8 protein-coding genes are annotated in these 12,126 nt (G+C 68.4%); 6 read left to right on the top strand and 2 right to left on the bottom strand.

Annotated features, from left to right (window positions below; genetic code table 11):
* The first annotated feature begins 119 nt into the window (after nt 1-119).
* The 4 genes from MJQ72_RS22285 to MJQ72_RS22270 all read left to right on the top strand — a co-directional run bounded on the left by MJQ72_RS22285 (nt 120) and on the right by MJQ72_RS22270 (nt 6,683).
* Entirely contained in the window at nt 120-1,277 is a 1,158-nt protein-coding gene (locus tag MJQ72_RS22285) for an HAF repeat-containing protein (RefSeq protein ID WP_240592912.1), read from the top strand.
* Nucleotides 1,278-1,541: 264 nt separating this feature from the next.
* Entirely contained in the window at nt 1,542-2,453 is a 912-nt protein-coding gene (locus tag MJQ72_RS22280; RefSeq protein ID WP_240592911.1) for an aminoglycoside phosphotransferase family protein, read from the top strand.
* Between the two features lie 41 nt (nt 2,454-2,494).
* Nucleotides 2,495-3,022 (top strand): hypothetical protein, encoded by a 528-nt coding sequence (locus MJQ72_RS22275; RefSeq protein WP_240592910.1) that lies wholly within the window; start codon nt 2,495-2,497, stop codon nt 3,020-3,022.
* A 346-nt stretch (nt 3,023-3,368) separates the two neighbouring features.
* Nucleotides 3,369-6,683 (top strand): fibronectin type III domain-containing protein, encoded by a 3,315-nt coding sequence (locus MJQ72_RS22270; protein ID WP_240592909.1) that lies wholly within the window; start codon nt 3,369-3,371, stop codon nt 6,681-6,683.
* On the opposite strand, the gene MJQ72_RS22265 is transcribed toward MJQ72_RS22270, so the two are convergent.
* Nucleotides 6,661-7,101: a DUF6463 family protein gene (locus tag MJQ72_RS22265; protein ID WP_240592908.1), complete on the bottom strand. Its 441-nt coding sequence runs from the start codon at nt 7,099-7,101 to the stop codon at nt 6,661-6,663. The two genes, MJQ72_RS22270 and MJQ72_RS22265, sit on opposite strands and share 23 nt — an antisense overlap.
* 99 nt (nt 7,102-7,200) lie before the next feature.
* On the opposite strand from MJQ72_RS22265, the gene MJQ72_RS22260 reads away from it, so the two are divergent.
* Complete coding sequence (locus MJQ72_RS22260; protein WP_240592907.1) at nt 7,201-7,791, top strand: TetR/AcrR family transcriptional regulator; 591 nt, start codon at nt 7,201-7,203, stop codon at nt 7,789-7,791.
* 106 nt (nt 7,792-7,897) lie between these two features.
* Entirely contained in the window at nt 7,898-10,321 is a 2,424-nt protein-coding gene (locus MJQ72_RS22255) for a glucan 1,4-alpha-glucosidase (RefSeq protein ID WP_240592906.1), read from the top strand.
* 436 nt (nt 10,322-10,757) lie between these two features.
* On the opposite strand, the gene MJQ72_RS22250 is transcribed toward MJQ72_RS22255, so the two are convergent.
* On the bottom strand, nt 10,758-11,987 hold the full coding sequence (locus MJQ72_RS22250; RefSeq protein WP_240592905.1) for a phosphatidylserine/phosphatidylglycerophosphate/cardiolipin synthase family protein: 1,230 nt from the start codon (nt 11,985-11,987) through the stop codon (nt 10,758-10,760).
* Nucleotides 11,988-12,126 lie beyond the last annotated feature (139 nt).

The raw sequence follows: 12,126 nt of genomic DNA, 5'->3' as shown, positions 1-12,126 counted from the left end.
CTCCCCGCGGCACCGGTCGGCTGTTCGTGTGGAACGTGAGCGATTCGTGAAGCGAGTGCATTAATGTCGCTCCGGGGTCCGCATATCCACACCACTGGATCGGGATTGGGGAGTCGTCGATGAGGAATCGTGTGCCGGTCGGGCGAAGACGGATGTTCACGCTGGTGGCGGCTCTCGCCGTGGCCACCGGAGCGGTGACGGGGACCGCGCGGGCCACCACGGCGGGGCCGGTGGATCTCGGCACGCTGCCAGGGGACGACGAGAGCACGGTCCTCGCGGTCAACGAAGCGGGGGAGATGGTGGGGCTGTCGCTCGTGGGGCCGAACCCGAAGCGCAGCCATCCGGTCCGCTGGGACGCGAACGGGCAGATCATGGCGCTGCCCACGCCGGGAGGCACCGAGGGACAGGTGCGTGCCATCAACGGCCTCGGGGTGTCCGCGGGATACGTGCTGACCGCGACCACCGCCGTCCCCGCTCGCTGGGACGCGGCGGGGCAGGCGACCTTGCTGCAGCTTCCGCCCGGCTATCACAACGCCACCGCGTGGGCGATCAGCGACACCAACGTCGTCGTCGGGAGCTGGCTGACGCCTGCCGAGCAGTACCACGGGTTCCGATGGGATCCCGACGGCGTGGCCACCGACCTGGGCACGTTGCCCGGCGAGACCTGGAGCATGGCCGACGGCATCTCCGGAGACGGCACCATCATCGTCGGCAGCGCCGTCCGCTCCGCGGCGAACCAGGCCGCGCGGTGGGTGAACGGCGGGCCGATCACCGAGCTGGCGCCGCACGGGGTGAGCAGCGGCGCGAGCCGCGTCAACAAGGGCGGTGTGGCCGCCGGAACCTTGCGGGAGACCAGCAGCGGGCCCCCGATCCCGGCGAAATGGGATCGGGACGGCGTGCTCCACCCCTTGGACTGGCCCAGCCCCTACTCGGTGTGGATCTACGGGATCGGCCCCACCGGTTACGTGGTCGGCACCGGCTACCTCAACCCGCCCCGTCCGTCCGCCCTGCGCTGGGACCCCGACGGCAACGTCACCGCGCTGCCCGACGACGGTCTCGGCGCCGACGCCGAAGCGGTCGATTCCCAGGGCACCGTGGCAGGCACTTTCCGGAGCCAGGCGACGGTCTGGTTCCGTGATGGGGAACGCAGGCAGCTGGGCACGCTGCCGGGCGGCACCCGCAGCCAGGGCTACCGGATCACGGACAACGGCCGGGTTGTCGGAACCGCCTCGAACGCGGCAGGGAAGTCGCGCGCGGTGTACTGGACCCTCGGCTAGCGGCTCGTACCGATCCGGAGATCGAGTGTGGAGGATTGAGGACGTTCACCGTCCCGAATCCTCCACACTCGACCGCGTCCCTCGGGCATGATCGCCGCTCACGACGCCGTATCCGGCCGGGGCGAAGGCTCCATTAGCCGCATCTCACGCGGTGAAGGGAGCCTTCAGCCCGCGCACCGCCACCGCGTCGACTCCGGGGCGGAAGTCCGCCGAATATTCACTGGACGGCACGACGAGACTCGGTGTGTGGATTCCCGCCGAGCGATGAGCACTCCGGACCTGGGCCCGCCGCCGCGGCGGATCACCGTGGACGCGGCGCAGGTGCGCGGGCTGCTCGGCGAGCAGTTCCCGGAGTGGGCCGGTCTTCCGGTCCGGCCGGTGGCCGAATCCGGGTGGGACAACAGGACCTTCCGGATCGGCGACGACATGGTGGCACGGCTGCCGAGCGCCGCCGAGTACGCCTTGGCGGTGGACAAGGAGCAGCGCTGGCTCCCGCTGCTCGCTCCCCGGCTGCCGCTGCCCATCCCGGTTCCGCTGGCGCAGGGACGCCCTGGCGCGGGCTATCCCTTCGAGTGGTCGGTCTACCGATGGCTCGACGGCGAACCCGCGAGTGCCGGCCGGATCGCCGACCCGGTCCGGTTCGCCCTCGACCTGTCCGGTTTCCTGGCGGCGCTGCGGAGCATCGACCCCGCCGACGGCCCTCGCCCGGGCAAGCACAACTGGTTCCGGGGCGCCACCCTGCGCACCTACGACGCGCAGACTGAGCGCGCGCTCACGGCGTTGGACGGCGACATCGACGTCGGCGCGGCGCGCGAGATCTGGAAGACCGCGCTGGCAACTCCCTGGGACGGAACGGATCGGTGGTTCCACGGCGACATCGCGCCGGGGAATCTCCTGCTCGATGGCGGGGAGCTGGCGGCCGTCATCGATTTCGGTACCTGCGGGGTCGGGGATCCGTCCTGCGACTTGGCGATCGCATGGACGTTGCTGACCGCCGAAGGCAGGGAAGCGTTCCGCGAGGGGATTTCGGCCGACGGCCCGGAATGGGAGCGCGGGCGTGGTTGGGCGCTGTGGAAGACGCTGGTCACTTGCGCCCAGGCACGGGGCCGCGCCGATGCGGAAGCGGAGAACGCACGTCGCGTCGTGGCCGGGATTCTGGCCGACGCTTCCCGCTGAGTGACCTTCGCCGCGCGGCCGATCGTGGTTGGATCGATCGCATGTCGTCCATCGTCGTCGCCGTCATCGCGGCCATCGCCTCGGTCTCCGCGGCGGTGGTCGCCGGGATCTTCGCGCTGGCCGCACGCCGTCTCGAAGCGCGGGTGCAGAGCGCCGACCAGGTTCGCGAACGGATCTCCGAGCAGAAACGCGAGATGTGCGAGCCCGTCGTCGACATGCTGGAACGCATGTTCACCAGCGACGACATGCCCACGGAAGAGGAGCTGAAGCACAAGCGCCGCTTCGACACCTGGGTGAACGTGTACGGCTCGGACGGCATCGTCAAGGCGTACTCCCGCCTCATGCAGGGACTCCCCGCCGGAGCACCGCCCGACATCCAGTTCCGCCTCTACGCGGACTTCCTGATCGAGGTCCGCAAGGACATCGGCGACCCGGGCACCGCGGTCGACCGGATGCAGATCCTCGGGCCGCGGTCGGCGAACCTCTCGGATCGCCGGAGCCTGACCGACGCCGACCTCGACACGGTCTGCAAACGCCTCGGCTGGGTCCCGCCCTGGCGCGGCAAGTAAGCCGACCCGATCGCGGCCCTGTTGGCCAGTAACCACCCTTCCCGGGGTGGCGGCGGACGTTTTGGAGGCGCGGCTGACAGATTCGCGAACGGCGAATCGACCGCGTATGACAAAGACGAAGAATGGTCGCGCGGGCTCTGTGATTTTGCTTGCCTGCCGAGCCTCGCGGGTGTGTTAATTCCCTGTGGCATACCCGTAAATGTGCACACGCGCCCGCTGGGAAGAGCCCGCGAAAGCGGGCATTAATCGTTTGTCCGATGGTTTCGGCGGGTGTGGTCTATGTGTTGGAGAGGGACCTGTGAAACACAGAAGACGTAGTCGAAGACTGGCCGGGGGCATCGCCGTCGTGAGCACGGCGGCCTTGGTGACACTGGGTCTCACGATCGCTTCGGGCACCAGTGCCGCGGCTCCGGGTGAGCTCACGCAGAATTACTCGTGCCCGTTCCCGTTGATCGGTAATCAGAACGTCTCGGTCACCATCAAGACCACTCAACCTTCGACGATCGAGACCGGGAAACTGACTCCCGCCATCGAGATCACCGCCGTGTCCAACGCGGGCAAGACGGCGACGGAAGGCCTTCGTCTCGTAGGGGCCGAATCCATCAAGGGCACCGCGAAGGCGACCTCCACCGTGACGATGCCCGGCAGCCAGGGCTCGATGACGGTGAAGGTCGACTCCGACGTGCCGAAGCAGCCCATCCCGGCGGCGGGCAACGACCTCATCGTGAACGCCACCGGTAGCGCGCCCGCGCTGAGGTTCGACCAGCCGGGCACCGCGACGCTCGCCGTGAACAACCTGCAGCTGGTGATGACCCCGCTCAAGGCCGACGGCACCGAGACCGGTCTCGGCACCTTCACTTCGGACTGCACGCTGGCGGCGGGGGCCGAGACGGTGTTGCAGACCTACACGGTGACCGGTTCGCCGGTCACCCCGGAAGCCGTTGTCGGCTCGGGGAACCGCCCGCCGCTGAAGCAGGTCTACAGCTGCCCGTTCCCGTTGATCGGCAACCAGGACGTCACGGTCGACATCGACGCCACGTTGCCCGAGTCGATCCCGGTGGGCCAGTTCACCCCCAAGATAGACATCAAGGCCGTTTCCAACGCGGGCTCGACGGCCACCGAAGGGCTCCGGCTCGTCGGCGCCGAGACCATCAAGGGATCGGCTCTGGCCACGTCGCTGGTCTCCAGCCCGCAGGGGCATCTCGCCGTCGGCGTGCCGACCGCGGTTCCGCAGCAACCGATCCCGCCCAAGGGCAACGACCTGGTGATCAACGCGACCGGTTCCGCGCCGTCGCTGCGGTTCGACCAGCCGGGGACGGCCACCCTGTCGGTGCACGATCTGGTGCTGACCATGACCCCGTTGACGGCTTCGGGTGCGGAGACCGGCCTCGGCACCTTCGTCGCGGACTGCACTCCCGCGAGCGGCCAGGCCAACGTGCTGCACACCTTCACCGTCACCGCGGCGGCGGACACGATCCCGCCTTCGGCCCCCGACGCCGTGACGGTCGGTGACGTCACCCAGAACAGCGTCGCGCTGTCCTGGGACGCCGCCACCGACAACGTCGCCGTGACCGGGTACGACGTCTACTCGGGCGCCGATCTCGTCAAATCCGTGACCGGCACGTCGGCCACGGTCGACGGGCTCACCCCGGACACGGAGTACTCCTTCACCGTCAAGGCGAAGGACGCGGCGGGCAACGTCTCGCCCGCCACCGCGCCCGCCACCGCCCGGACCGCGAAGGCCCCGGACACGCAGGCGCCGACGACGCCCGGGAACGTGCACTCGACCGGAACCACCCAAACCAGCGTGACGCTGGCCTGGGACGCTTCGAGCGACAACGTCGGTGTCACCGGCTACGACGTCTTGAAGGGCACCGAGGTCGTCAAGTCGGTCACGGAGCCCCAGGTCACGATCGACGGTCTGACGGCCGATACCGAGTACACCTTCACCGTGGTGGCGAAGGACGCCGCGGGCAATGCGTCGGCGGCGAGCTCCGCCGTCACGGCGAAGACGCAGGCGGCACCCGACACGCAGGCTCCGGGTGTGCCCGGCAACCCGCGCTCGACCGGTGCCTCGGCTTCCAGCATCGGCCTGGCGTGGGACGCGTCGAGTGACAATGTCGGCGTCACCGGTTACGACGTCTACAACGGCGCCACCCTTGTGAAGTCGGTGACCGAAACCAGCGCCACCGTCGACGGTCTCGCCGCCGACACCGAGTACACCTTCACCGTGGTGGCCAAGGACGCGGCCGGGAACAAGTCGGAGCCCAGCGCGCCGGTGACCGCCCGGACCGCCACGGCTCCCGACACCGAAGCGCCCAGCGTTCCGGCCGGTCTCGCCACGACCGACGTCACCCAGTCCAGCGTCGCGCTGTCCTGGAACGCGTCGACGGACAACGTCGGTGTCGTCGGTTACGACGTCTTCATCGGCGGCACCTTGGTGAAGTCGGTGGCGGGGACTTCGGCCACTGTGGACGGTCTCGCGCCGGACACGGAGTACTCGTTCACCGTGGTGGCGAAGGACGCCGCGGGCAACGTGTCGGCGGCGAGTGCCGCTGTCACCGCGAAGACGCAGGCGGCGCCGGACACGCAGGCTCCCGTCGCGCCGGGCAACCCGCGCTCCACGGGAACCACGCAGACCAGCGTGAACCTCGAATGGAACGCGTCGACGGACAACGTCGGTGTCACCGGCTATGACGTGTTCAACGGCGGCACGCTGGTGAAGTCGGTGGCGGGTACTTCGGCCACTGTGGACGGTCTCGCGCCGGACACGGAGTACTCGTTCACCGTGGTCGCGAAGGACGCCGCGGGCAACGCGTCGGCTCCCAGTGCCGCCATCACCGTCCGGACGCAGGCCTCTCCCGACACCGTGGCTCCCGCCGTGCCGGGCAACCCGCGGTCCACGGGGACCACGCAGACCAGCGTGAGCCTCGAATGGGACGCCTCGACGGACAACGTGGGTGTCACCGGCTACGACATCTTGAAGGGCACCGAGGTCGTCAAGTCGGTCACCGGGACTTCGGCCACTGTGGACGGTCTCACGGCCGACACGGAGTACACCTTCACCGTGGTCGCCAAGGACGCCGCGGGGAACAAGTCGGCCGCCAGCGCGCCGGTCACGGCGAAGACCAAGCCGAACACGTCCCCGATCGTCAAGTACAGCTACGACCTGACCGGCAAGACCCAGCTGAAGAAGCTCTCCGGCCCGATCGACCTGCGCGGTGGCATCAACGCCGCGATCAGCCTGGCGAACGGGACCTTCGAGGCCGATCTGACGCTGAACCCGACGAGCGCGAACCTCACGCTCTGGGGTTTCGTCCCGGTCAACGCGAAGATCGAGTTCGTGTCGGCGGGCAAGACCACCGGCACGCTGGCCGACGGGGTGCTGAAGTCGACCTCGGCGGTGACGGTCAAGCTGCCGCGGATCAGCGTCTTCGGCTTCCCGGTCTCGTCGAGCGCGAAGTGCCAGACGAAGACGCCGGCCCAGATCCCGCTCCAGTCGAAGGCGGGCTTCGACCCGCTGGCCGGTGGCAAGCTCACCGGGTCCTACACCCTGCCGCCGCTGCAGGGCTGTGGGTTCCTCAACGACATCATCACCGGTGTCACCTCCGGCCCCGGCAACACGGTGGAGGTGAACCTCAAGCCGCGTCCGGTCGGCTGATCCCGCGCACTCCCTGATCCGGCCCCGTCGCACCTCGCGGCGGGGCCGGTTCGCTGCGCCGGATCCCGGCCAGCAGCAGCACGGTCGCGACCAGGAGGATCGGCCACGGCGTGAACAGGAGGACCGCGGCGATCAGCAGCGTCCAGATTCCCAGCGCCCACGCGAGGAACAGGGGAGGGGTGATTCCGCGCCGCTCCAGCCACAGCACGGTCAGGCCGACCAGGACGAGCGGCACGCCGAAACTGGCCGCGCTGAGCCAGAAGGCGCTGTTCGCGGGGCTCATGGCGGTGAGGTCGTCCCGCCACAAGGCTCCGCTGAACCACGTGCCGGCATGCCCGGCGGCCTTCAACACCGTGAGGGCGCCGAGGGTGTGCGCCGCACCGAACAGGGTGATGAGCCAACCCGCCCATTTGATCATGCCAACTCCCCAGATAGTGTTATACGGTTGCGTATAACGTCAGGCTAGACCGGTTATACGGTGGCGTACAACCGGCGGAGAGGTGAGGTGGGCCACGGCATGGGCGCTTTGCGCACACCGCGTGAGAAGTGGGTCGAACAAGGTCTGCGCGCGCTGGCGGAGGGCGGGGTGGACGCGGTGCGCGTGGAGGCTCTCGCCAAGGCGCTCGGCGTGACCAAGGGCGGGTTCTACGGCTACTTCGCCGACCGCGCGGCCCTGCTCGAGGCGATGCTGGACGCCTGGGAGTACGAAAGCGTCGACGAGGTCCTCGCCCGCGTCGAGCGGGAGGGATGCGACGCGCGGGACAAGGTCCGGCTGGCCGGTCGGCTCACCTTCTCCGGTGGCCGGCTGCTGCCCATCGATCTGGCCGTTCGTGACTGGGCTCGTCGCGACGAGGCCGTGGCCGAACGCCTGCGGCGCGTGGACAACCGGCGTATGCAGCTGGCCCGCGATGGGATCGCCACGTTCTGCGACGATCCCGACGAGGTCGAAGCCCGTGCCTTGCTCGCCTTCTGTGCGGCCATCGGCAACCACTTCCTCGCCGCCGACCATCCGGGACGGACCCGTCTCGAAGTCCTCGCTCGTGCCGCCGACCTCATCCTCGGCGGCCCGCCCAGTGGTCCCGGCCGCTTCACCGGACCAGTGACGTAACTGGTCCGGGTTACTCCGATCGGCCCTGCCGGGCGCGACGGTTCAGGTAATAAGTTGCCGCTAACAACAAATCCTGCCGTCGATGAAGCCTGTGGGAAGGACCCTCATGAAGTCACCGAAGCGGCGTCGCGCGATAGTCGCGCTGTTGACCGTTCCGGCGCTCCTGGCCGCCACGCCGGTGAGCGCCGCGCCACTGGCGGACGCGCCGGGCGCACCGGGTACCGGGGCGGCCTGGACGACCGGGGGCAAGGAAGGTTTCGGTACCGCCGCCGGTGCCGCGTCGAAGGTGTGGTTCACCCTCGGCCAGGGCATCAGCCACGAGATCTATTACCCGACCGTGGACACCGCCAACGTCCAGGACCTGCAGTACGTGGTGTCCGACGGCGCCGGGTTCACGCAGCTGGAACGCGATCACACGACCAAACAGCTGGTGCTGACCGATCCGCGTTCGCTGAGCTACCGGCAGATCAACACCGCCACCAACGGCCGGTATCGCATCACCAAGACCCACACCGCCGACCCGGCCCGGTCCACCGTGCTGATCCAGACCAGGTTCGAGGTGCTCAGCGGTGGTCCGCTGCAGCTTTACGCGCTGTACAACCCGTCCCTGAACAACAGCGGCATGGGAGACACGGGCGCCACCTCCGGCGGGCAGCTGGTCGCTTCGGACGGGCCGGTGTCCAGCGCGTTGGCCGCCTCCACCGGTTTCGTCAAGGCGACCAGCGGCTACAGCGGAAGCGCGAGCGACGGCTATGTCGACCTGAGCGGCGACCACGTTCTCGGCGCGCAATACGACTCGGCCTCCACAGCGGGGAACCTGGTGCAGCTGGGGCAGATTCCCGTGGGGACGGACACGACCTTCACGCTCGCCTTGGGTTTCGGAAGCGACCGTGGTGCCGCGTCGGCGAACGCGTCGGCCTCGCTCGCGGGTGGTTTCGCGGCGGCGGACAGCGCGTACCGCTCCGGCTGGAGCGGCTACCTCTCCTCGCTGGCCGCGGTGCCCCGGTCGATCTCGGGCGCCGGGTTGACCACGCAGTACAACGTCGCGCTGATGACCCTCAAAGCCCACGAGGACAAGACGTATCCGGGAGCGAATGTCGCTTCGCTCACCAACCCGTGGGGTGAGGCGAAGGACGCGAACGGCACGGGGGACTGCGGATACCACGCCGTCTGGTCTCGCGACCTCTACCAGGTCTCGACCGCGCAGATCGCGGCGGGCGATTCGGCGGCGGCCAACCGATCGGTCGACTATCTGTTCACCGTGCAGCAGCGACCGGACGGTTCGTTCCCGCAGAACACGCGGCTCGACGGCACCAACTGCTGGACCAGCCTGCAGATGGACGAGGTCGCCTTCCCGATCGTGCTCGCGTGGCAGCTGAGCCGGTTCGACGCGGGGATGTGGGCGAAGGTGAAGAAGTCCGCGGACTTCCTCGTCGCACGCGGTCCCTCGACGCCGCAAGAACGCTGGGAGGAGAACGGCGGCTACTCGCCGTCCACCATCGCCGCGGAGATCGCCGGCCTGATCTGCGCCGCCGACATCGCCGAACGCAACGGCGACACCACGAGCGCCGCGCGCTATCGCCAGATCGCCGACCAGTGGCAAGCGCAGGTGAGCGCGTGGACGTTCACCACTTCCGGGCCGCTCGGCGACGGCCGGTACTTCCACCGCATCGACGGCAATGGCAATCCCAATGACGGCCAGAACATCTTCCTGCAGAATGGCGGCGGGAACCATGACGAGCGCGCCATCATCGACGCGGGCTTCCTCGACCTCGTCCGCCTCGGCGTGAAACCGGCGGCCGATCCGGACGTCGCCGCCTCACTGTCCGAAGTGGACTCCACGCTGAAGGTCGACACCCCGAACGGCCCGATGTGGTACCGGTACAACCACGACGGCTATGGCGAGACGGCGTCCGGAGGTCCTTACACCGGTGCCGGCGTCGGACGGCTGTGGCCGCTGCTCACCGGTGAACGCGGGGAATACGAACTGGCCAACGGCCGCTCGGCGACGACGCATCTGGCCACCATGGCGGCCTCGGCGAACGCCGGTTTCCTGATCCCCGAACAGGTCTGGGACCGGCCGAGCGCCGCGGGCTTCACCTTCGGCGAAGGCACCGGCGCGGCGACGCCCCTGGCGTGGTCGATGGCGCAGTTCGTCCGGCTCGCGCACTCGATCGACGCCGGAGCCCCGGTCGAGACGCCGTCGGTGGTCAAGCAGCGGTACAGCGCGGCGTGCTCCAGCGTCTCGGCCGAGTTCCGGGTGAACGCCACGACTTCGTGGGGCCAGAACATCTTCGTCGTCGGTGACCGCGCCGAACTCGGTGCGTGGAACCCGGCGAACGCCGTGCCGCTGTCGTCCGCGAACTATCCTTTGTGGACAGGGAAGGTCGCGCTGCCGAAGGGGGCCGCCTTCCAGTACAAGTACATTCGCAAGGAGGGCGGCACCGTCACCTGGGAATCGGGCGCCAATCGCGTCGGTACCGCATCGGGTGGCTGCACGCTGGCGCTGAACGACACCTGGCGGCCCTGACCTCGCGCAACCGCTTGCCGACGTTGCGAAAGCCACTTCCGCAACCTTCAACGTTGCGAAAGTGGCTTTCGCGACACCCCACCGTTGGAGTCGCCCGTGATCAGATGGACGACACACGTGTCCAGGCGGACGGCACACGTGTCCAGACGGACGACTCGTCGCGGGTCCGGCAGCGTGCGTGTGTCGTCCATCCAGTCACGCGTGTCGTCCGTCGGATCACCCGTGCCGTCCATCTGATCACGCGAAATCCCTGTGGCGGCATCGGCGGCAACTCCAGAAGTCCGTGAAGGCCTCCTTACCTACCCTGAAGGTAGGCAAGGAGGCCTTCACGGACTTGGGCGGGCAAGGGCGCCAATCGCGGGTCACGCCCCTGACCTCGTGAGTGGTAAGGACGGTTAGAACCGTCCTTACCACTCACGAGGCGGTGCCGCAGTCCTTAACCCTCGGTGGGGGCGGGATCGTTGTGCGGCACCATCTTCACGCAGTCCCCTGGCGCTTTGATCTCCTGGTCGGTGGCATCGGCCACCTGCTCGAAGTTCTTCACGAAGCTCTGGTAGATCGCGTCGTTGTTCAAGACCCGGATGACGTTCTCGTCGTTCTCGTGCAAGGACGGGTTGTTGAAGTTCTGGCTCCCGGTGAAGACGACCTTGGTGCCCGGCTTCAGGTAGTCGCCCTCGATCATCATGTTCTTCTCGTGGATACCGGCCTCGTTCCCGGCTTTGAACCCACGAAGCCGCACTCGATCCGGCTTCCCCTTCAGCAGCGCCTCGCACGAGCCCTTCGCCATCCGCAAAGCGACGATGTCGACCGAGCAACCCTGTGCGGCCAGTGCCCGCAACCGTTCGATGATCTTCATCCGGGTGAGTGACCACACCCCGATGCGGATCTTGCTCTTCTCGGTCGAGCAGCCGACCTCCTTCAAGGAGTTCTCGACGGTGTCGTTGCCCGCGTCCTTGAGCCTCGGGTAGAAGTAGCTCTTGGTGTCGCCGGTGACGACGGGCGGGTTCGCCTCGTAGTAGTCGGGGTTCGCCGTGGCCCCGTCCGCGACCTCGCGCAAGTCGACGAAGTAGTCGTTGTACCTGGCGAACAGGCCCGCGTTGCCGACGTCGGTGTAGTAGCTGTTCCAGCCGCCCTTGCCGCCGGTCGTGTTCTCGCTGAAGTTGGCCGAGCCGGTCGCGACCACCGCGGACGCGCCCAGCGTCTGGTCGAACAGGAAGAACTTGTTGTGCATCGCGTTGCCGCCGTTGCACCCTCGCCCGTTCTTGCAGTGCTTCGCCCACGACTTCTTGTCGCCGGTCTTTTCGAGCCGGTTCTTCATCTCCTGGTAGTTCGGATGGTCCGTCGTCCGCCCGTCGACCAGGACCTGGACGTGCACCCCGCGCTCCGCCGCGTCAGCGAGCGCGTCCGTGATCGGCGCGTCCCGCAGAAGGAATTGCGCGGTCCTGATCGTCGAGTTCGCGGGCGCGCCGCGGACCAGTTTTTCGAGGTGTTCGACGATCTGGCCGCCGCCAGGGGTGTTGAAGTCCGCCCGGGTGGTCAGCTTCGACGGCGCGGACGCGGCGGCGGCCGGGACACCGGTCGCCGCCGCCACCAGCAGCGCGCCCGCCAGTGCGCCGAGCCGCAGTCGCGACTTCCCTCCGGACGCGGTCGTCCTGTGCGGTTCCATTTCCGATTCCTCCCCATGGCCGGATCTGCTGCCGGGTCCACGCTCTCGGCCGCGGGGACACCGTGGCAAGCGAAACCGCCCGGAATGGGAGGCTGGGATGAAACCTTCCCGCTGACCTGCGGCGACGCCGGGCCGGGAG

The sequence above is a fragment of the Amycolatopsis sp. EV170708-02-1 genome, from assembly GCF_022479115.1.
GTDB lineage: Bacteria > Actinomycetota > Actinomycetes > Mycobacteriales > Pseudonocardiaceae > Amycolatopsis.
The sequence above is the reverse complement of the archived record's forward strand: the minus strand, read 5'-3'. Positions and strand labels throughout refer to the sequence as shown.

Excerpts from the sequence above, each read along its gene's own strand:
- MJQ72_RS22250 (WP_240592905.1), bottom strand. The coding sequence starts at position 11,987 with ATGGAACCGCACAGGACGACCGCGTCCGGAGGGAAGTCGCGACTGCGG.
- MJQ72_RS22255 (WP_240592906.1), top strand. The coding sequence starts at position 7,898 with ATGAAGTCACCGAAGCGGCGTCGCGCGATAGTCGCGCTGTTGACCGTT.
- MJQ72_RS22280 (WP_240592911.1), top strand. The coding sequence starts at position 1,542 with ATGAGCACTCCGGACCTGGGCCCGCCGCCGCGGCGGATCACCGTGGAC.
- MJQ72_RS22265 (WP_240592908.1), bottom strand. The coding sequence starts at position 7,101 with ATGATCAAATGGGCGGGTTGGCTCATCACCCTGTTCGGTGCGGCGCAC.
- MJQ72_RS22275 (WP_240592910.1), top strand. The coding sequence starts at position 2,495 with ATGTCGTCCATCGTCGTCGCCGTCATCGCGGCCATCGCCTCGGTCTCC.
- MJQ72_RS22260 (WP_240592907.1), top strand. The coding sequence starts at position 7,201 with ATGGGCGCTTTGCGCACACCGCGTGAGAAGTGGGTCGAACAAGGTCTG.
- MJQ72_RS22285 (WP_240592912.1), top strand. The coding sequence starts at position 120 with ATGAGGAATCGTGTGCCGGTCGGGCGAAGACGGATGTTCACGCTGGTG.